This is a genomic window from Agrobacterium sp. YIC 4121, from assembly GCF_002008205.1.
Taxonomy (GTDB): Bacteria; Pseudomonadota; Alphaproteobacteria; order Rhizobiales; family Rhizobiaceae; genus Agrobacterium; species Agrobacterium leguminum.
In genome coordinates this window covers 14,030-35,020 of record NZ_MRDI01000015.1, presented here as the reverse complement: position 1 = coordinate 35,020, position 20,991 = coordinate 14,030, and the positions used below count along the sequence as shown (strand labels likewise).

Here is a 20,991-nt window from a genome sequence, read left to right as displayed (position 1 = left end):
CTTGAGGATAGTGTCGCGCTGCGGATGATGAGAAATCGCGGGCTGTCCGATACAGTTTTTCCGGAGTGAAGAAAAACCCGCCGTTCCGGCCGATTTCTGTTTACTTTTGCCGGGGTTGCACGCCATCACGCTCACTGAATTCGCTGCCAGACGTATCGCAAACCACGGAGGATGAGATGAAGGCACTGGTGCTGGAAGAAAAGGGCAAGCTCTCGCTCAGGGATTTTGACATTCCGGGTGAAGCAGGATCCGGTGAACTCGGGCCCAGGGATGTGCGCATCCGCACCCACACGGTCGGTATCTGCGGCTCGGACGTCCATTATTACACCCATGGCAAGATCGGTCATTTCGTCGTCAACGCGCCGATGGTGCTCGGCCATGAAGCGTCTGGAACGGTGATCGAAACCGGCGACGAGGTGACGCATCTGAAGGTGGGCGACCGCGTCTGCATGGAGCCCGGCATTCCCGATCCCACATCGCGCGCCACCAAGCTCGGCATCTACAATGTCGATCCGGCTGTCCGCTTCTGGGCGACGCCGCCCATCCATGGCTGCCTGACGCCCGAGGTCATTCATCCCGCCGCCTTCACTTATAAGCTGCCCGACAATGTGTCCTTCGCCGAAGGCGCCATGGTCGAACCTTTCGCCATCGGCATGCAGGCGGCGCTCCGGGCACGTATCCAGCCGGGCGATATCGCTGTCGTCACTGGAGCTGGTCCGATCGGCATGATGGTAGCGCTGGCGGCGCTTGCCGGCGGTTGCGCCAAGGTCATCGTTGCCGATCTCGCCCAGCCGAAGCTCGATATCATCGGTGCATATGATGGCATCGAAACCGTCAACATCCGCGAACGCAATCTCGCCGAGGCCGTCTCGGCGGCGACCGACGGCTGGGGCTGCGATATCGTCTTCGAATGCTCGGGCGCAGCACCCGCCGTGCTCGGCATGGCAAAGCTGGCGCGGCCGGGCGGCGCGATCGTGCTGGTCGGCATGCCTGTCGATCCGGTTCCGGTCGATATTGTCGGCCTGCAGGCCAAGGAACTGCGGGTCGAAACGGTTTTCCGTTATGCCAATGTTTACGACCGGGCAGTTGCGCTCATCGCCTCCGGCAAGGTTGATCTGAAGCCGTTGATTTCCGCGACCATTCCCTTTGAAGACAGCATTGCCGGTTTCGACCGTGCGGTTGAAGCACGGGAAACGGATGTGAAACTGCAGATCGTGATGCCGCAGTAACGAAGCAAGCCGCTGATGATTGAGCGGCAAAGACGTTGCGGAAAAGTATGAGTGTAGCCTGCCGGCATCCGGCAGGCTACACGTCAAAATTTCAACGAAAATCGCTTCTGGTTGCGCATTGTTTGAGCGCATCACGCCAAATTGAGCGGAAAAATCGGCCCCATCGCCGCGTTTATGGTCAGCCCTTTCGGGCGACTCTTCAATTTTCGACAAAAAAGAGTCAAAAAAGTATCGGCAATTTCTTCGGCGTGATGTGGATGTACCGCAGCCGCCCGCCATATGCTCCTCATCAACGCCTGGGACGAGCCATAAAGAGGAAATGGCTCCTGTCCGCAAATACGGCGGACGCGACTGATGGGAGGAACTATGATGCAGCCCGATCTGGAACTGGTGCACATCCGCAAGGGCGAATCCTTCGCCGCCTGGCGGCATGGCTATCCGTTCCGTACCGTGCGCTGGCATTATCATCCCGAATACGAAATCCATCTGGTCGTCGCCACGTCAGGCACGTTTTATATCGGTGATTTCGTCGGCCGTTTCGGCCCCGGTCAGCTCATCATGACCGGTCCCAATCTCCCCCAGAACTGGATCAGCGAGATCGAGCCGGACGAAATCGTGCCGACACGCTCTCTCGTGATCCAGTTTCCGGAGGCTTTTATCGAGGATGCCTGCACCTCCATGTCCGAGATGGAGGTGGTGCGTGCGCTGCTGGACCGCAGCCGCCGCGGCATTCTGTTCGACGATGAGACAAGTGATCGTGTTCGTCCGCTGATCCTTCGGCTGATCGAGGCGCAGGGGCTGACGCGGCTCGCGCTTTTCTGGGAAATTCTCGATCTGCTGGTCAACGCGCCGTCTTCCGAGGTGCTTGCAAGCCTTAGCTACGAGCTGGACCTGACCGGCATCGGCGACAGCGGCATCAACCGCGCACTGTCGCATCTGCGCCAGCACCTGACCGAACAGGTCGAGGAAATCGACCTCGCCGACATGGTGGGCCAGAGCCAGAGCGCCTTTTCCCGCGCCTTCAAGCGTCACACGGGAACGACGCTGGTGCGGTATCGCAATCAGTTACGCATCGATCTTGCCTGCCAGATGCTGCTGGCGGATCAGGAGGTCAAGGTGGCGGAGGTCTGCTACGATGTGGGCTTCTCCAATCTTTCGAATTTCAACCGGCATTTCCTGAAATTGAAGGGAATGTCGCCGTCGAGGTTCCGCACGATATTCGCAGCCCAGAAGGCAGCGGTCATGGCGGATTAAACCAGCGACACATCGCCAATTTCTAAGAATTCGGGCAGAGGGCTGTCCGGAAACGGGGTCTTGTTGCCCCAATTTTCCAACCGGGAGGAAGAGTGAGATGAAAATGAAGTCCAAGTTTCTGATGGCGACAGCCGCAATTGCAATGATGGCCGCTCCGGCGCTGGCGCAGGAAAAGCTGAAGATCGGCATGACCTTCCAGGAGCTGAACAACCCCTATTTCGTGTCGATGCAGGAAGCGCTGAAGGAAGCCGCCGCAAGCATCGGCGCAGATGTCGTCGTGACCGATGCCGGCCACGATGTGGCAAAGCAGATTTCCGACGTCGAAGACATGCTGCAGCAGAAGATCGATATCCTGCTTCTGAACCCCACCGACAGCGCCGGCATCGAAGCCGCCGTTCACGCTGCCAAGGCTGCCGGCGTAATCGTCGTTGCGGTTGACGCCAACGCTAACGGTCCGGTCGACACCTTCGTCGGCTCGAAGAACCGTGACGCGGGTTACAAGTCGTGCAAGCATCTCGGTGAGGCGCTCGGCGGCAAGGGTGAAGTCGCAATCCTCGACGGTATCCCGGTCGTGCCGATCCTTCAGCGCGTCGAAGGATGCAAGGCAGCGCTTGCCGAATTCGCCGACATCAAGCTGGTCGACACGCAGAACGGCCGTCAGGACCGCTCCGTTGCTCTCGGCGTCGTTGAAAACATGATCCAGTCGCGTCCGAACCTCGCCGGTATCTTCTCGGTGAATGACGGCGGTGCGATGGGCGCTCTGGCTGCGATCCAGGGTTCCGGCAAGGACATCAAGCTGACCTCGGTAGACGGTGCTCCGGAAGCGGTGAAGGCGATTGCCGAGGGTGGTCCTTTCATCGAAACCACCGCACAGTTCCCGCGTGATCAGGTTCGCGTCGGCCTTGCCATGGCGCTCGCCCAGAAATGGGGTGCTCGCGTCGTGCCGAAGGAAGTCCCGATCGATGTTATGGTCGTCGACAGCAAGAACGCCGGCGAGTTCAGCTGGTAAAGAACTCCTCCCAGGCCCCGTCCCCATCTAGTATGGGGGCGGGGTTAAGTCCCGACCATTGAGGAGGGTGAAATGCTGGAACTGAATGGAATAAGAAAAAGCTTTGGCAAGATCGAAGTCCTGCGCGGCGTCGACCTTGAGGCGCGCGCCGGTGAGGTGCATGCGCTTCTGGGAGAAAACGGCGCTGGCAAGTCGACGCTGATGAAAATCCTGTGCGGCATTTTGCAGCCATCGGAGGGAACGATCCGCATTGACGGCAAGGATCGCCGCTTCGCCAATTACGATGAGGCGATTGCCGCCGGCGTCGGCATCGTGTTTCAGGAATTCAGCCTGATCCCCTATCTTAATGCCGTTGAAAACATGTTCCTCGCCCGCGAAATCCGCGGGCCGCTGCGCCTTCTGAACAAGGGCGCGATGCGCAAGCGCGCGGCCGAGATCATGAGCCGTCTTGCCGTGGATGTTCCGCTCGACGTGCCGGTGCATCGTCTCTCCGTTGCCCAGCAGCAATTCGTCGAAATCGCCAAGGCATTGTCGCTGGATGCGCGTATCCTCGTGCTCGATGAGCCGACGGCGACGCTCACGCCCTCCGAGACGGAACACCTGTTCAAGGTCATGCGCGAGCTGCGGCGTCAGGGTGTGGCGATCATCTTCATTTCGCATCACCTCGAAGAAATATTCGAGATCTGCGACCGCATCACCGTTCTGCGCGATGGCGAGTTGATCGGTTCCTGCCTGACGTCGGAGGTCGACAATGACCGTCTGGTCGAGATGATGGTCGGCCGGCGCATCGAAGCCAGTTTCCCGCCGAAGCCACAGCTCGATCCTGCCGCCGCAAGCGTGATCGAAGTCGAAGAGCTGCAATTGAAGAAGGGCGGTCCTGTCTCGCGTTTCGCGCTGCGCAAGGGCGAAATTCTTGGTTTTGCCGGGCTTGTCGGCTCGGGCCGTACGGAAACGGTTCTCGCCATGCTGGGCGCGCATTCCGCCTCGCGCCGCAAGATCAGGGTCGACGGTGTGGACACGCGTTTTTCCGGACCGGATGAGGCGCTGATGCGCGGCATCGGCCTGCTGCCGGAAAGCCGCAAGGAGGAGGGGCTGATTACCAGCTTCTCCATCCTGCAGAATATTTCGCTGAACAATTATCGCAAATACCGCAAGGCCCACTGGTTCCTCGATCTCAAAAAGGAACTGGAGCATACGACGAAGGCCATGGCGCAGGTGCAGGTCAAGGCGCAGGGACCCTTTGCCCGCGTCGATACGCTATCGGGCGGCAACCAGCAGAAGATCGTCATCGCCCGCTGGCTGAACCATGACATGCGCGTGCTGATCTTCGACGAGCCGACACGCGGCATCGATGTCGGCGCTAAGGCGGAAATCTATGCGCTGATGCGGGAATTCGCCGCCAGGGGCCATTCGATCATCATGATCTCCTCGGAGCTGCCGGAAGTGATCGGCATGTCCGACAGGGTCTGCGTCTTCCGTTCCGGCGGCATCGTCGCCACGGTCGAGGGAGACGACATCAATTCAGAAACAATAATGACAAACGCCACCACCGGGAGAGTTGAACATGTCGCTTGATGCAAACACCGGCGTTGCCGCGAAAACGGGCGGTTTCAGTCTCAGTGCCATGCTGCGCTCGCCGCTCGCCCTGCCGCTGGCGGGTCTTATCGTCGTATCGATCCTCATGGGGCTTGCGAGCGACAATTTCTTCAGCCTCAACAACATCATGAACGTGCTGCGGCAGGTTTCTGTCGTCGGCATCCTCGCCGTCGGCATGACCTTCGTTATCCTCACCGGCGGCATCGACCTGTCGGTCGGCGCGGTCATGGCGCTGATCGGCACATTGTCCGCTGGCCTGATGGTGAATACCGGCCTCTCGCCTGCAATTGCCCTGCCGGCCGGCCTGTTCATCGGTCTCGGCATCGGCATCTTCAATGGCGCGCTCGTCGCCTGGGGCAAGATGCCGGCGATCATTGTCACGCTCGCCACCATGGGCATGGCGCGTGGCCTCGGCCTCATCTATTCCGGTGGCTACCCCGTCAGCGGCATTCCGAGCTGGATTTCCTGGTTCGGCGTCGGCCGTATCGGTGTCGTTCCGGTGCCGGTCGTCATCATGGTGGCGATCTATGCCATCGCCTGGGTGCTGTTGCAGCGCACGGCTTTCGGCCGCCATGTCTATGCTCTCGGCGGAAACGAACTGGCGGCCCGTCTTTCGGGCGTGAAGACGCAGCGCGTCAAGCTCGCCGTCTATGGCATTTCGGGTGTGACGGCCGCTTTCGCCGCGCTCATCCTCACCGGTCGCCTGATGAGCGGTCAGCCCAATGCCGGCGTCGGCTTCGAACTGGACGCCATCGCAGCGGTGGTTCTCGGCGGCACGGCGATTGCCGGCGGCAGGGGCCTCATTCTCGGCACGCTCATCGGTGCGGTGCTGCTCGGCATACTCAATAACGGCCTCAACCTGATGGGTATCAACCCCTATCTGCAGGATGTCATCAAGGGCGGCATCATCCTGCTGGCCATCTATATCGGGCGCGAATGGCGCTGAGCCGGCCCGGAAACATCTTCATAAACGCAGGAGAATTAAATGTCTGAATCGCTGCAAGGCAAGATTGCGGTCATCACCGGCGCCGCATCCGGCATCGGGCTTGCCACAACGGAAGCTCTGCTGGAGCAGGGCGCAACCGTGGTCATGGTCGACTGGAACGAGAAAGCCTTGAATGAACTCGCTACCAAGCTTGGCGACCGCGCCATCCCGCAGGTCACCAATCTGCTGGATGCCGACAGCTGCAACGCCATGATCCCCGAAATCCTCGGGAAGGTCGATCATATCGACATTCTCTATTGCAATGCCGGCACCTATATCGGCGGCGATCTTACCGAGACGACGCCGGAAGCCATCGACAAGATGCTGAACCTCAACGTCAACGCCGTCATGAAGAACGTCCATGCCGTCGTGCCGCATATGTCGGAGCGCAAGACCGGCGATATCGTCGTCACCTGCTCGATTGCCGGCCACTTCCCCACCTATTGGGAGCCGGTCTATTCGGGCTCGAAATGGGCGATCACCAGCTTCGTTCAGGGCATGCGCCGCCAGATGATCCCGCACGGCGTGCGTGTCGCGCAGGTGTCTCCCGGCCCGGTCGTTTCCGCACTTCTGGCGGACTGGCCGGAGGAAAACCTCCGCAAAGCCAAGGAATCCGGCAGCCTTATCGACGCGAGCGAAGTGGCCGATGCCGTTGTCTACATGCTGACGCGCAAGCGCACGGTCACCATCCGCGACATGCTGGTCTTGCCGACCAACTTCGACCGCGTTTAAAAATCTCTGGAGCGGCGGAAAGACCGGAAACGGTCCCGCCGCTCAACCCTGTTCAAGCACCGGATGATCCGCTCCGAGGAGTATCGCAAATGCCTTCCTATCTGATTGGCGTCGATGTCGGGACCGGCTCGGCGCGCGCCGGTGTCTTCGATGTCGCAGGAAAGCTTCTCGCCACCGCCAAACGCCCGATCGGCATGCATCGCGAGGATGGCGGCATTGCCGAACAATCGAGCGGCGAAGTATGGCAGGCCGTTTGCGACAGCGTCCGGGAAAGCGTTTCCCGCGCCGGCATCGATCCTGCCGAGGTCGCCGGTATCGGTTTCGATGCCACCTGCTCGCTGGTGGTGCGCGGACCGGAAGACGAGACCCTGCCGGTTGGCGCGCCCGATCATCCCGAGCGCGACATCATCGTCTGGATGGATCACCGCGCCGTCGAACAGGCGGAGCGCATCAATGCCGGCGAACACGCCGTGCTGAAATATGTCGGCGGCCGTATTTCCCCGGAAATGCAGACGCCGAAACTGCTGTGGCTCAGCGAAAACAGGCCGGACATCTATGCCCGGGCAGAGCACTTCTTCGATCTCACGGACTTTCTGACATGGAAGGCTTCGGGCGCGCTTGATCGCTCCGCCTGCACGGTGACCTGCAAATGGACCTATCTGGCCCATGAGAAGCGTTGGGATGCGGAATATTTCACCCGCATCGGGCTTGGCGATCTCGCCGAACAGGGTTTTCGCCGCATCGGTCAAAGCGTCGTCCATCCCGGCACGGCGCTGGGTAACGGTTTGACGGAAGACGCTGCAAAAGCCATGGGTCTGGTTGCGGGCACCGCGGTTGCGGCAGGTCTGATCGATGCCCATGCCGGCGGCGTCGGCACGGTGGCTGCGGGCGGCGATGCGTCGCGATGCCTCGGTTATGTTTTCGGCACTTCGTCCTGCACCATGACGACCACCGCCGAACCCGCCTTCGTGCCTGGCGTCTGGGGACCCTATTATTCGGCCATGGTTCCGGGCGCCTGGCTCAATGAAGGCGGCCAGTCTGCCGCCGGCGCGGCCATTGATTATCTGGTGCAGCTGCACCCGGCCTATGCCGAGGCGAAGGCGCTTGCCGCTAAGGAAGATAAAGCATTGCCGGTTTGGCTCGCTGACCGGGCGCTCAATCTTGCCGCATCCGCTTCCGCTGCCGCAAAGATCGCCGAGGATTTTCACGTGGTGCCGGAATTTCTCGGTAACCGCGCGCCGTTTGCCGATCCCCATGCCCGCGCTGTCATTGCCGGTTACGGTACCGAGACCGGCGTGGATTCCCTTGTGGCGCTTTATGTGGCCGGCCTTCTCGGCCTCGGTTACGGGCTTCGCCAGATCATCGAAACACAGGCCCACAATGGTGCGCCGGTGGAAACCATCAGCGTCAGCGGCGGGGCGGGTGCGCATCCGCTTGCCCGACAACTGCTCGCGGACGCGACGGGGCTTCCCGTGGAACTGACTGAATGCGAGGAGCCGGTGCTTCTCGGCTCGGCAATGCTGGGCGCCGTCGCCGCCGGAACCTATCGTGACCTGATGGTCGCCATGCCCGCGATGTCGCGTATCGACAGCTGTGCTGCGCCAGATCCAGATTTTCAGAACGTTCATCAGGCGCGTTACGACGCGTTTCTGGCGCTGCAAAATGCGGCGCGCGCCATTCGTTCTGCCAGTCCTTCCTGAGCGCTGTCAAAAGTTTAGATCATCCGGCCGTCATGGCCGCAAAATAAAGAGGATTCCATGCAGTTTTCCGGAAAATCCGTCATCATCACCGGCGCAGGCAAAGGCATCGGCCGCGCCTGCGCTCGCCTGATGGCCGCGCGCGGTGCGGAAGTGGTGGCGATCAGCCGCACCCAGTCCGATCTCGACAGCCTGAAAAGCGAAATCGGCGGCCGTTCGATCCGCGTCGATCTTGCCGATGTCGCCGCCACCCGCGCCGCCATGAAGGAAGGCGGCCCCTGCGATTTCCTGATCAACAGCGCCGGCATCAACGTGCTCGAAAGCGTGCTGGATATGAGCGATGCGGGTTATGAAGCCGTTCTCGGCATCAACCTGCGCGCGGCTTTGGTCGCATGTCAGGAATTTGCCCGCGCCCGCGTGGCGAAGGGCGGCGGCGGCGCCATCGTCAACATCACCTCCATCGCCGGTCACCGCGGTTTTCAGGATCACCTCTGCTACGCGGCGTCCAAGGCCGGGCTGGAAGGGGCGACCCGCGTACTTGCCAAGGAGCTTGGCCCGCACGGCATCCGCGTCAACGCGGTTGCGCCGACCATCACCCTCACCGAACTGGCCGCGGAAGCGTGGAACGACCCGGCGAAAAGCCAGCCGATGATGGTTCGCCATCCGCTCAACCGGTTTGCCGAAGCGGAAGAGGTGGCTCAGAGCATCGCGCTGCTCCTGTCGGATGACAGCCGCATGATTTCCGGAGCCGTGTTGCCTGTCGATGGCGGTTTCCTCGCCGTTTGACATTTGCGAGGGGGGCTGATGCGCAAGCACCCCGAAAATAAAAGAACGCCCGGCAATCAGCCGGGCGCCCTCCTAATGAATGACAATGCTGTTAATGACGATGCTCGGGCATTTCTTTCAGCTGGTCCTTGGTCCATGAAGTGACCGCGTGGACATCGCCGTCCTCATCCCGCATGAAATCAAGATCGCTGAGCGGTACTGCGACCGGCTTTGCGCCGATACCAAGAAAGCCGCCGACATCGATGATGGCGGTGCTGCCGGCCCCAACGCCGTGGACATGATCCACCTTGCCGACCTTGTGATCGTCTGCACCATAAACGGTGGCGCCTTCAAGAACGGAGGGCGTCAGTTCGGTTTCAACCAGGCGTACGTGATTGGTGTGATCCATTGTTCTTGCTCCTGTCTTGGTTTGCAGAAAACAAACTCCTCGACTGCAAAACCGTTCCATCGAATGTCGACGGGACGGTGCCAGTCGCTGAGGACTGGTGATTTCTCATCGGTACATTGTTGGGGTTTGCGACGGGCGGTTCCGAAAAGGTTGCGGAATGGTCACACCTTTTCTCCGGAAGACAAGTTTTCGCTAAATTGCAACCGCTAAAGTTGTTGCGATGACGTGTCTGGATGTTATCTCTGCGTCAGGTTGAATCATCAAGGGGATGAGGGATGAAAAAGTTGGGGGCGGTTTTGCTGGTGGCTCTTTTGAGCGCATGTGCAAAGCCATCTGACGGACCGACCGCAGGCAATATCCGATCTGCGACTTTCCCTCGAACCAACGAAAAAATCCCCGTCATCGAGCTGGCGAATGCGCCGGCGGCCACGGTATCCGCCGGAAGCCTGCAGAATGCCTCCGGCCCCGGCCTCACAGCACTTCGCAACACCGGTTACAACGCCCAGAGATTGCGTCGCGGCGACGTGATCGACATCACCGTGCTCGATACCGGCGAAGACGGGCTTTTCTCCCCAACGCAAAGCAAGACGCTCAATCTCGGACGCTTTACGGTGGACCAGAGCGGATCGGTGAATATCCCCTTCGTCGGCAAACAGAGGGTGGTGGATTCGACGCCCGAGGGGCTGCAATCGCAGGTCGTTGCCGGGCTCAAGGGATCGGCCGTGAACCCGCAGGCCGTCGTCACCGTCGTTGACAAGCCGACGAGCGCCGTCATGCTGAGCGGTGCGGTGAAAAATCCCGGAAAAATAACGCTCACCGCCCGTCAGGAGCGGGTGCTCGATGCGCTCAATCAGGCCGGCGGCCCGACCGTCGCTCCGGGCGCTGCCACGGTTACCGTCGTTCGCGGCTCGCACAGGGCGAGCGCGCCGCTTGACCGCGTCATGCGGGAGGACCGCCAGAATATCCGCCTGTCGCCGGACGATCAGATCATGATCGATGGCGATGCGGCGAGCTACACCGCGCTCGGCGCTTTCAAGAGCGCCGGCGAATTCCAGTTCGAAGCCGGAAAACTGACCCTCGCTCAGGCTGTCGGCCGCGCCGGCGGGTTGCTGGATGACCGTGCGGACGCGCGCAATGTCTATGTCTTCCGCAACGAGATCGTTCAGGTGCCGTCGGCAACCGTATCGGGCGCGAAAGGCCCGGTCGCGACGGCCACGACCATGCGGCCGGTGATTTATCACGTCAATATGCGCGATGCTTCCAGCATTGCGCTCATGCAGCTCTTCCAGATGCAGAAGGGCGATGTACTCTATGCCAGCAACGCACCGCTGGTGGATTCGGCCAAGCTCCTGACCGTGTTCCAGAAGAGCGTGCCGACGGCGGCAGCACCGCTTCCCGGCAGCGGCAACTGATCAATGAAGCGCTACAGAAGCTGTAGCGCTTCCATTGCCGATTGCGGACGCGACGCGGGTTCGTCCTGGCAACAGGCGTCCGCAAAATCCGCCAGTCTTTGCGTTGTTCGCATCTCATCCGTCGCGATAAGCCGCCGGGCAAGCCGCCCCACGGAGAATATATCCTGATCCGGCTTCGCGGTTGCGTCCCGCATCCGTTCCGGCGCTGCAAATTCGCGCGAGGCGGCAAAGCTCATGCCCCGGTCCGCGTGTTTTTGGCCAATCTCCAGCGCAATGCCGAAATCGCCAAGTCTGCCCGTTTCGAAACCGCCGTCCTCCAGTAGAATATTGGCTGGCGTGACATCGCAGTGGACATATCCCCGTGCATGCATGGCGCTCAGCCCTTCCAGCAGGCGGCGAAGGATTGTGATCGCCTGCGGCGCGCTAACCGGCGGCTGCGATGCAAGCGAGGCCAATGATTGCGGGAACCATGGCTGCAACAGGCCTGGCCGGCCATCGGCCAGCCTCAGCAGCGCCGATGTTTCCACCAGGCAAGGATGGCGCAATGTCAGGCCGAGCTGCGCCTCCTCGCGTAATCTTTGCAGCAGCGCCGCGTCGTTTCTCAACGCCGGCGGCGTGGTTTTCAGTGCGTGAAGGGAGCCGAGATCGCGGTGCCGCACCTGCAGCAGCAGCGTGTTTTCGCTTTCGTAGGCAATCCGTTCAAGGGCAAAACTATCGGCGATCCAGTCGGGTTTCGCATCGGAAAAATGCGAGACTTTCCGGTCCAGCGCATTTCTGACCTGATCGATCAGGTCTTTCTGTTCTTCGGTGGGCCTTTCCCGCGTGCCGTCATGGCGGATGGTTTGCCACAGATCGGAAAAGCGCTCGGCGACCTGCGGGTAGGCAGGCCCGTCGCCCGGTTGTTTACCCTTGCTCAAGCCGGTTTCCAATCACGATGGCGCTGACATTCTCGCGTGCGTCCTCGATCAGCGCTTCCTGGATCAGGGCGCTGGCGCAGTCCTTGATCGGGGTTTTGCCGACAATCTCGGCAATGGCCCGCTCCTTCAGGATTTGTACCAGCGGATAGCTGCACAGGAGCAGCCTGTCCTGCGACCCCCAGTCTTCTCCGACGATGTCCGGGCGGAACTGCTGGGAAAGGCCGACGCATTGCGCGAGCTGCCTTTTCATGCCGACAACGACGTGATCGCGCGAAAGCTGGTGCATGGTTCCGTTTTTCAGGAGATAGGCGCGCGCGTCGCCGGACCACAGCACACTCAGCCTGCGGCCGATAATGGAGGCAATGATGACGCTTGTCATCGGCCTGCCGTCGGCGCCCATGGTTTGCCGGGAAAGAAGCAGGCTGTTGACGGTGCCGAGCTTTCCCCTGATCTGCTGCGCCATCACCTCGGGGCTTTCGGCATCGGGGGTCTCGGCAAGAATATTGGTGGCCAGACGCGCTGCTTCCACGGCGCTGTGCGTGTCTCCCTGTCCATCTGCTATGGCAAAGAGGGCAGGGCTCTGGGAAACGAAGAGCGAATCCGCGTTCAGGGAAAGTCGTGTTCCCGGGTGCGTGGCATAGCTGTAGATGACCGATGGCGGCTGTTCGGTTGCCGGCGCGGGCGGTTGCGTCATCACCGGCGGAGTTTTGTGTTTCGCACTTTCCTGCGTCTGTACGGGTGTCGAGCCGTCCTCATCGCCCTTGCCTGCCATGTCGCTGAAGAGGCGCAGGAAATCGGAAGCTTTCGGTTTGCCGTCGAATTTGAGACCGCGGGCGCGGCGGCTGACGGGATCGATGCGCCACCAGAGGCTGGTCGGTGCGCGGCCGCGCACCATTTCCGGGGCGTCATCCTCTTCCTGTGGTTTCGGCAGGCGCAGTTTTTTAACGGAGGTGTTAAACCGGGACATGTCGAAATCGCCCGTCATGGATGTTTCGGCCAGCGCCTCTGCGGCCATGAACCAGGTGTCGTCGAGATAAAGTGTTCTCGGATGTTTCCGGAAGCTATTGAGCTGGGCAATGATGGCAAGCGGATATTTGCGCCCCACCCGGTCTGCACTGGGCACCAGCACGCCGGCATAGGCGCAGTTTCCCCATATGCCGCTTTCGATGATGAAGCGTATGGGCGGCGATGACGTGAATATTTCGGGCCATCGGCCCGAAAACAGGTCCGCGCAGGCGTGCAGGCCGGATCGCATCCAGTCGTCAAATGTCCCGATCAGCTCCCGTTCAAGCCCGTCGGAAATGAAGTCGCCATGGCTGGGGACCTTGCCGAAGAAGCCGATGCGATCGCTTTCCGCTGCGGTTTCTGCGGGCCTCGATGCCTGATTGGCCATCAGTCGTTATTGACCGCGGTGCTTTTCGTCGTTGCTTTCATCATAGATCCCCTCCTTAAAAAAACGGTGCGCCGCCCCGCCGCTAAAATTGTGCGGGGCAGGCAAAGCCGGCGATGGCGTCCAGCCTGAACGGGTTGAGAACCGAGCCGAACTGAATATCGAATTCGGCAGCCTGAGCGCCATTCGCAAATCGCACCCGCAGCAGGTCGCCCGACTGGTTTTCGATATCGGCGCCGTCGAACAACCGGAATGGCGACCAGTCGCCGTTTTCGGTTTTCGCCTGCTGCCAGCCGCCCGGCTGGAAAGCGATGCGCGACAGGCTCGTCGTGTTTTCACGCGAGGGCCAGGTGATCGATTTCGCCTGAATGGGCCCGTGATAATAAACCACCCGCTCGCCTTCGATTTCCAGCATCACCGCGCTGGAGGCATTGGTGAGCGAAACGGGTTTGACATTGATCGACACCGCCGGCGTCTCGCTGCCATTCGGGAAAAAGGCGCGCGAAATCTTGTCGGCATTCTCGAACTGGGCGACGGCGGTGCTTGGAATGCCGGCGGCGCCGAAAGTGCCTTTCCAGCTCCAGGGGTTGGTGGTCTTGTCGACAAAGGCTTCCATTCGCTGTTTGAAGAAGGACTGGAAAACCCCGGTCGGCCCGAAGAGACGGGTGAAATCCGCGATGGCGACATCGCGGGAAGACGACCTGTCGAAAGGATAACGCCCGGTCACGATGGAAGAGCACAGCGATGCCGCATCGGCCGCCCAGAGTTCGGCAATGCGGCTGCGGGCGGATTTGACCGCAAGCGAGCCGACATCCGCCGCCACGCCCGCCACCCACACATCGAGGGGTGCCGGCAATTCACGGGCCTGCTGCAACAGATCCTGATTGGCCTTGGTGAGTTGACTATCCACGTCGAACACCTTGGCGACTTCGTCGGAGGTGGTCGCCGAGCGGGCAAGCTGCTCGTTCAGCATCTTGAAGTGCGTGAGCAACTGTTCCGATGGCGAGCCTCCGGCCTTGCCGCCATTGGCCTGCTCGCCCGTTGTGGCCGCGCCTTTCGCCGCCAGCATGTCGCGCAGTCTCGCATAGGGATCGGCCGCGTTCACCGTGGCGGCCAGAACGGCCGCGGTCGCGTCGCCTTCAGCGGCGGAGGCGAGGGCGGCGGGGTTTGCTCCGGGGCGCAGATCGGTCGCCTCCGCGATCGATCTGGCAGCCTCCGCCACGATATTGCGTTCATTGGCAAGCGCGCGGGTTGTTTCCACCGCGTCGCCAAGGGTCTGGGACGGCTTGACCCGAAGGTCGGCCAGCGTATCGGCCCATTTTTTCTCGAAACGGTCGAAATAGATTTGCAGCGCGGCCTGCGCCACCTGCTCGACGGTTGCGCCACGGAGTGCATCATCGGAACCGCGCACCCACCCTTCGGAAAGCGCGATACGCGCCGCATGGGCGACCTGCGGAATGACGACGCTGCGATATCCCTCCGCCGTGAAAAGACCTTCGATGCCTTCCGCCATCGGCGCTTTGCTGCGCCGCTCGAAGGCGCGCTCTCCCAGCGGGCCGAAGGCCGTGGCGGGTGTCCATTCCATCAGTTCCCGCGCCTGCGGAAGACCGGCGAGAATATCATAGGCGCGCGTGCCGGCGGCCTGGTCGCGGATGGTTTCACGGGCAGTGGCGATGAGCCGTGCATCGAGCTCAATCGGGGCGAGCACGCCGTCCGCCAGCGCTTTCGCATGCTGGTCGAGCGCTTCTCTCGCCGCCGCCCTTCCATCGCCGGGATAGAGGGATGCGAACATCTGGTGCGTCTGCACGGTCAGGAAATCGGGGTCCAGTGTACCCATGCCGCCAAGCATTCCGTAGAGCTTCAGCGAATTGAAGGTGCGCGTGACATCCTTTTCATCCTTGAGCTGTTTCTGAAGCTGCACGATCATGCGCGGCAGGAGCAGGGCATTGAGCGCGCGCTGATAGGCGTCACGCTGCCGTCCGGCGATCTTGTCTTCCTGATCAAGCCCGAAGCTGACATTCCAGACTCTCTCGCGGGCAAAGCCGGAATTGACGTCACGCAGATTGTCGAGCGCCGGAAGGATGCGGAGAAAATCGGCGTCGGAAACATCGCGCACGGGAACGCCCTGAACGAGCTGTTCATAAGCGCCAAGTTTGCGATCCGCTTCGGCAAGCGCCTGCGTATTGGCGAAATAGGTGAAAATCCAGCCGGTGAAGACGATGGCGACTGCGGCGGCCGATATGCCATAGGCGATGCGCCGCACCAGCAATTGCCGTCCGGAAAGGCGCTTGTCGCGCATCACCAGCGCGGCTTCGGGGAAGATGACATCCTTGAACAGCCGCGACAGGAAGTAGCTTCGGCGGGTCCTGGCCGCTGCGGGAGACCTTTCCGTTTCCGGCTGCGTTCCCGAAGCGAGATAAACGCCCCGCAAAAGCGGGGCTTCGATCAGCGGAGACCGTGCGCAAAGTTCGGTCAGGGCCTCATGGAGCCGGTCTTTCAACCGCGCAAGTTCGGCGGGGAAGCGGAAGATGCGCCCGCGCGTCTCGGCATTCTGCTCCTGCTGCAGGCGCTCGATCAGCATCGCATCGACCCGCTGTTGCAGCAGTTCGAACTCTTCCGTCAGGCGTTGCGGCAGGTTCTCGGCGGTATAGCTCTCATCCAGCTCGAAGGTGGTGCCCCATACCTGCTGGCGGTCGGTCTTGTTGAAACCGTCGAAGAATTCCACGAAACCATGCAGCAGATCGGCCTTGGTCAGCACGATATAGACTGGAACGCGGGCGTGCAGATATTCGTCCAGTTCCGAAAGCCGCTGGCGGATGGAGCGCAGTTCCTGCCGTTGTTCCTCGGGATCGCGGGTGAGAAGATCGGGGATGGACAATGTCACCAATGCGCCGTTGATCGGCTGCGACCGGCGATAGCGTCTCAGAAGACCGAGGAAACCTTCCCAGCCGGCTTTGGATGAGCCATCGAGATCGTCCTGTGTGGTGTAGCGGCCGGCGGTGTCGATCAATATCGCCTCATCGGCGAACCACCAGTTGCAGTTACGCGTGCCGCCGATGCCCTTTACCGCGTTTTCGCCAAGCGCATCGCCGAGCGGAAATTGCAGGCCGGAATTGGTGAGCGCCGTCGTCTTGCCGGAGCCGGGTGCGCCGAAGATCACGTACCAGGGAAGGTCGTAAATATAACCGAAACGCTTTTTCGTGACCCGTCGCAGCAGCGCCAGCGCTTCCTTGAGACGCATCTGGATTTCGCCGACTTCGGCCTGGCGGTTGGCCAGGGCTTCGCGCTCGATACTATCGACAAGTTCCTTGTCCTGCTTGCGCCCGCGATAAATCGTGACGGCGATATAGACCAGCCATATCGCCACAATGATGCCGATAGCGATGAGCCGGGCCTGCGTCGTTCCCAATGGCTTGAAATCGCCCAGCGCGACCAGATAGCCGTAAAACCAGATGACGATGCAGAGCGCGACTACCCATAACAGGGACAGGAAACGGCGGCCGATGAGAGCGGCATAGCTCTCGACATAGGATCGGATCGTATAAAAATAGCTCAATGGATTCATGGCTGTGCCTCTTGCGGCTGCTGTCCCGAACTGTTCTCTATGGTCGGCGAGAGAATGCCGGCGTCGCTCAGTTTTTCATCGGGATTGGTCAGGACCATGATTTCCGTTCTGCGGTTGATCTGGCGGCCTTCCTCCGTTTTGTTGTCGGCGATCGGGTCGCTGTCGGCACGGCCTTCCGTCAGGATTGCTTCCGGGCCGGTGAATTGTGAAAGAATGTCCCCGACTGCCTTGGCGCGGGCTTCGGAAAGGTGCCAGTTCGATGGAAATTCCACCGTCTTGATCGGCACGGTATCGGTATAGCCGATGACGACGGCGCGGAATTTTTCGGCCGCAAGGGCGCCGCCGATACGCTGGATGAGATCGCGGAACTGCGGGCTGACATCGGCGCTGCCGGTGGAGAACAGGCCCGAATTGTTGATGCGAATGCGCAGCCGCCCGTTTACATCCGCCAGCGTGACCAGCTTCTTTTCGACTTCCGGCTGAAGGAAGGCCATCAGCTTTTCAAGCCGGGAGGGTTGCCGTGGCTCCACCGGCTTCGGCGGTTCCACGACCTTGGGCGTTTCGACCTGCACCGGTGGCTGGGGCGGGCTTGCGATCAGCACGCTCGGCGTCTCGTTCGGTGGCAGATGGGCGAGCCTCTCGAAAGTGACATCGGATGCGTTGTTTAGCGACAGCGTGAAGAAGAGATAACCAAGCGCGAAGGCAAGCGCCATCAGGGACAGCAGGGTCCACAGCGCGGCCATCGTGCGCAATGGCGTATGACGGGCTTCCACGCCTTTCCAGTGTGGCGAAAGCTCCCGTTCGAAGGTGCCGTATTGGCCGATCAGCGTCTTGTAGAGGCTGTCGCGGATGCGCGAAAGCTCTAGCGCACCCTTTGGTGAAACGCGGGTGCGCCCTTCGAAAGCCAGCGACAGGCACAGATAGATCAGCAGCAGCAGATCCTTGCTGGCGCCGGGCGACTGATGGAAATGGTCGAGAATGTCGAAAACCCGGTCGCCGCCGGTGACATCGTTGTGGAAGGTGGAGACAAGGCCGGAGCGCGCCCAGCCTGCCCGCACGCCCCAGGGTTTGCTCAGAACCACATCATCCACCGTGGCGCAGACGACATAATGCGCCGCTCTTGCCCGCTCGGGGCTGATGCGGGCGGAAGCGAGATCGCGCTCATAGCGGGTGATCGCCTCAATGCAGGCGCGGCGAAGCTGATCGGGATCCGGCTCCGCATCGCTGAAGCGCAGGAGATGCGCTAGGTTGAGGAGGGGAGCGGCCGATTGCACGAGCGTCGGCACATCGCCGCCGCCGAAATGGAAACCGGAGAGCAGCTGATCGACCGGCATGGCGGCCCCGCTTGCCTTCGGTCGCCCGGCCGGCCCATCGGTCTCGACAATGTCTTCGAGGATCGCCGCCATGTTGCGGGCGTTCTGGTTGCGTCTGCGGCTTTCCTCGGTGATTTCGACCACCGTCGGCAAATCCTGCCAGGAAGAGGGGTTTTCCTTGCTCATTCGCGTAACGCCCACATTTCCATCTCAAGACCGGGGAACTCGCCCGCCAGATGCAGGGCAATCGCGCCGGAGGTCTCAAGCTGCTTCCAAAGGGGTGATTGCGTGTCGATCTCGAAATAGACGGTGCCGGACCGATAGGGCAATTGCCGCGGCAGGACCGGCAGGGAGCGCACGGGAATGCCGGGCAGCGCTACATTGACCAGTTCGGAAATCCGCTCCACCGGCCCGACCTTGATCTGTGCCGGCAGGCGGCGGCGAATGTCTTCGGCGGCCATATCCGCGCGCACGGCAAGCACGAAGCCGGCATCGCGCAGCAGTGTGCGGTCGTGGATGGTGCCGACGCGGACGCCGTGGCGGCGCTCCACCAGCTCGATCGCAACGGCCGCCTGTTCCAGGACCGCTGACAGCGATGTGCGCAGATCGTCGAAAACTGCCGCGAAGGTGGCTTTCAAGTCCTCGTGCCGATAGGGCGGGAAATCCGTCGCCCGCTTTTTGTCCGTGGTGAAGGTTGCAAGCTCGCCAGCAAGCTGGATGCAGTCTTCGTAAAACCGGATGGGGTGAAAACGCGTGGCGTTGGCGCAGCGATGCGCCAGCAGCGGATCGGCCCGGTTGAGGATTTGCAGCAGGAAATAATCGCCCACTTCCGCCGTTCCCCTGATCGTCGGATCGCCGATGCGTTCGGCAATCGCCTGGGCGCGGTGGCGCACGATCCCCAGAAGCTCCGTCAGCAATTCGTTGAGGCGGGGCGCCGCCGCGCAGCTCAGGCTCGGAGGAATGAAATCCGGGTCAAGAATGACCGCGCGGTCTGAGCGGACCTCGATGACCCTTGCAAGGCCGATGAGATCGTAACCGGAAAGATCGTCGCCGGTTTTCAGGAATTTCAGGCTGAGACGGCCGACATCGATGGGGGCCACGAAGTCCGTCTCGATATTGGTGTCGGAGACCTCATAGCTTGAGGCGGTGAAGCGCACATTGTTCGCATCGTTGCGGCCGCTGGCGGACATGTCGGCCTTGCCGGGTTGCCGGGCCGGCAGGGCGAGATAGATAACGGCGTTTTTGACGCTTTCGTCGAGATCGAGCGGCGGCGGCAGGTCGGAATCCTCCGGCGCCTCGAAGGGCGTTCCATCGGGAAGAACGCCGCGCAGGTTCGACAGGGCGAATTGCCCTATCGACAGCGCGCTACGGTCCACGCCGATTTCGGCGATGCCCCACGGGTAGGGCGAGAGGTTGCGCGTGGTGTTGCGCACCAGCCGTTCGGTCCATCGGTCGGATTGCTGAAAATGCTGAACGCGAAGAAACATGCCCTCGCTCCAGGCAACACGGTTCTCATGTCTCATCGTGGTTGTTTACCCCCTTTGCATCGGCCGTTATCGCGTCAGGTTCCTGCGTGGGCGCGGCCTCACCGCGCGCTGCCCGCTGCAGGAACTGCCTGACCGGCAATGGACGGCCGTTTTCCTCAAATTGCTTTTTGTAAGTGGACCAGTAATCGGTCTTCATGATCAGTCCCTGCCAGTCGCGGCGCTCGATTTTGGCACGAAGATCGTTGCCGGCATCGACGGAGGCTTCGAGAAGCCTCGGCTCGAGTTTTTGCGTGCAGCCGTGGATAAGGGTTTCAAGAGAGGCGGCGAGCCGCCGCTGCTGGCGGATGAGCGTTTCCACCCGCTCGCTCAGGGAGGCTGACGAACCGTGGCCGGTGCGCTCGCCTTCAATGTCGAGAATGGCCAGACAATCGGCGCTTTCCTGTTCCAGCACGGTCAGAAGATCGCCGATCTCCTGCGCAGTCGAAGCATCGGCAGTTGATGCGTTCTCCAGGGTCAGGTCTTCGCCCGTTTCCGGGAAAACGCTGTCGAAATCCTCGTTACCTGAGGCCGAAACCGGACGTGAGATCATCACCGGCGTGTTCAGCGCGTCGGTATGTTCGTGCTCGCTGCTCGCAACCGGTTCCTCGTCCCAGTTATCAGGCAGAACAGCGCCTATTGCGCGCGCTGCGGGCGGTTCGCTCCAGCCGATCTCGACATTTCGCGAAATGGATTTCGCCTTCCGCTTCGCGCCCTCGCGCCATGTTTCGGACCAGTCGTCGGCGGAAGCGGTGTTGCCCATCACGCCGCCGGCCGAACGGCCGTTCGGGGCGATGTCGGCAAGGATCGCCGAAATGGTCAGCGGCTCGTCACTCATGCGCAGGGAGGCGTCGGGATCGGAAAAGTCCAGCTCGGCATCGCCGCTGATGGCGACCTGGAAAACCTGCCCGCCAATGTTGATTTGCGAACCGTCGCGGAGACGCGCGCTTTCGCCTTCCAGCAGCAGGCGGCCATCGACCAGCGTGCCGTTCGCGCTCTGGTCAAGGATCGTAAAACCTTCGCCATCGCGGCTGAGCGTGCAGTGCAGCTTGGAAACGCGCCGCTCATTGTCATCGATCTGCCAGTCGCAATCGCGTGACCGGCCGATGACGCGGCGGCCGCGCTCGAAGCTCCACTGACTGGCTCTTGCGGCTCCGATATTTCGTGTGTCCTTGAGTGCAAGCTTCATATCCAT

At 61.3% G+C, this 20,991-nt stretch carries 16 protein-coding genes; 9 read left to right on the top strand and 7 right to left on the bottom strand.

All coding sequences use genetic code 11. From position 1 onward, the window contains the following. Window positions 1–176: 176 nt before the first annotated feature. The 8 genes from BTE54_RS13970 (at window position 177) to BTE54_RS13935 (ending at window position 9,288) form a co-directional block, all read left to right on the top strand. On the top strand, window positions 177–1,229 hold the full coding sequence (locus BTE54_RS13970) for an NAD(P)-dependent alcohol dehydrogenase (RefSeq protein WP_078052850.1): 1,053 nt from the start codon (window positions 177–179) through the stop codon (window positions 1,227–1,229). Between the two features lie 369 nt (window positions 1,230–1,598). Then, window positions 1,599–2,483: an AraC family transcriptional regulator gene (locus tag BTE54_RS13965; RefSeq protein WP_078052931.1), complete on the top strand. Its 885-nt coding sequence runs from the start codon at window positions 1,599–1,601 to the stop codon at window positions 2,481–2,483. Window positions 2,484–2,580: 97 nt separating this feature from the next. Continuing rightward, window positions 2,581–3,492, top strand: a complete 912-nt coding sequence (locus BTE54_RS13960; protein ID WP_078052849.1) for an ABC transporter substrate-binding protein — start codon at window positions 2,581–2,583, stop codon at window positions 3,490–3,492. 72 nt (window positions 3,493–3,564) lie between these two features. Further along, window positions 3,565–5,067: a sugar ABC transporter ATP-binding protein gene (locus tag BTE54_RS13955; protein ID WP_078052848.1), complete on the top strand. Its 1,503-nt coding sequence runs from the start codon at window positions 3,565–3,567 to the stop codon at window positions 5,065–5,067. After that, window positions 5,057–6,034 (top strand): ribose ABC transporter permease, encoded by a 978-nt coding sequence (locus BTE54_RS13950; protein ID WP_065654941.1) that lies wholly within the window; start codon window positions 5,057–5,059, stop codon window positions 6,032–6,034. The genes BTE54_RS13955 and BTE54_RS13950 overlap by 11 nt, the downstream gene beginning before the upstream one ends. A 39-nt stretch (window positions 6,035–6,073) precedes the next feature. After that, on the top strand, window positions 6,074–6,805 hold the full coding sequence (locus tag BTE54_RS13945; RefSeq protein WP_059761100.1) for an SDR family oxidoreductase: 732 nt from the start codon (window positions 6,074–6,076) through the stop codon (window positions 6,803–6,805). A gap of 89 nt (window positions 6,806–6,894) precedes the next feature. Beyond that, a complete protein-coding gene (locus BTE54_RS13940; RefSeq protein WP_078052847.1) occupies window positions 6,895–8,505 on the top strand; it encodes an FGGY-family carbohydrate kinase in 1,611 nt (536 codons plus the stop codon). 57 nt (window positions 8,506–8,562) lie between these two features. Next, a complete protein-coding gene (locus BTE54_RS13935; protein ID WP_078052846.1) occupies window positions 8,563–9,288 on the top strand; it encodes an SDR family oxidoreductase in 726 nt (241 codons plus the stop codon). Window positions 9,289–9,379: 91 nt separating this feature from the next. Here BTE54_RS13935 and BTE54_RS13930 read toward each other — a convergent pair whose 3' ends face one another. Next, window positions 9,380–9,676 (bottom strand): PRC-barrel domain-containing protein, encoded by a 297-nt coding sequence (locus BTE54_RS13930; RefSeq protein WP_078052845.1) that lies wholly within the window; start codon window positions 9,674–9,676, stop codon window positions 9,380–9,382. Window positions 9,677–9,951: 275 nt separating this feature from the next. Here BTE54_RS13930 and BTE54_RS13925 point away from each other — a divergent pair, with 275 nt between their 5' ends. Further along, window positions 9,952–11,088: a polysaccharide biosynthesis/export family protein gene (locus BTE54_RS13925; RefSeq protein WP_078052844.1), complete on the top strand. Its 1,137-nt coding sequence runs from the start codon at window positions 9,952–9,954 to the stop codon at window positions 11,086–11,088. Window positions 11,089–11,099: 11 nt separating this feature from the next. On the opposite strand, the gene BTE54_RS13920 is transcribed toward BTE54_RS13925, so the two are convergent. The 6 genes from BTE54_RS13920 to BTE54_RS13895 all read right to left on the bottom strand — a co-directional run bounded on the left by BTE54_RS13920 (window position 11,100) and on the right by BTE54_RS13895 (window position 20,991). Further along, window positions 11,100–12,005, bottom strand: coding sequence for a protein kinase (locus tag BTE54_RS13920; RefSeq protein WP_078052843.1), 906 nt, complete (start codon window positions 12,003–12,005; stop codon window positions 11,100–11,102). Beyond that, complete coding sequence (gene tagF / locus BTE54_RS13915) at window positions 11,992–13,398, bottom strand: type VI secretion system-associated protein TagF (protein WP_078052842.1); 1,407 nt, start codon at window positions 13,396–13,398, stop codon at window positions 11,992–11,994. The genes BTE54_RS13920 and tagF overlap by 14 nt, the downstream gene beginning before the upstream one ends. An 82-nt stretch (window positions 13,399–13,480) precedes the next feature. Further along, window positions 13,481–16,960, bottom strand: a complete 3,480-nt coding sequence (gene tssM, locus BTE54_RS13910; protein ID WP_078052841.1) for a type VI secretion system membrane subunit TssM — start codon at window positions 16,958–16,960, stop codon at window positions 13,481–13,483. Then, window positions 16,957–18,459, bottom strand: a complete 1,503-nt coding sequence (gene tssL, locus BTE54_RS13905; protein ID WP_078052840.1) for a type VI secretion system protein TssL, long form — start codon at window positions 18,457–18,459, stop codon at window positions 16,957–16,959. Before tssL ends, tssM begins: the two co-directional genes overlap by 4 nt. Beyond that, the gene (gene tssK / locus BTE54_RS13900) at window positions 18,456–19,796 is read right to left on the bottom strand and encodes a type VI secretion system baseplate subunit TssK (protein WP_078052839.1); all 1,341 of its coding nucleotides are present in this window, start codon (window positions 19,794–19,796) and stop codon (window positions 18,456–18,458) included. The genes tssL and tssK overlap by 4 nt, the downstream gene beginning before the upstream one ends. Further along, entirely contained in the window at window positions 19,786–20,991 is a 1,206-nt protein-coding gene (locus BTE54_RS13895; RefSeq protein ID WP_198939148.1) for an FHA domain-containing protein, read from the bottom strand. The genes tssK and BTE54_RS13895 overlap by 11 nt, the downstream gene beginning before the upstream one ends.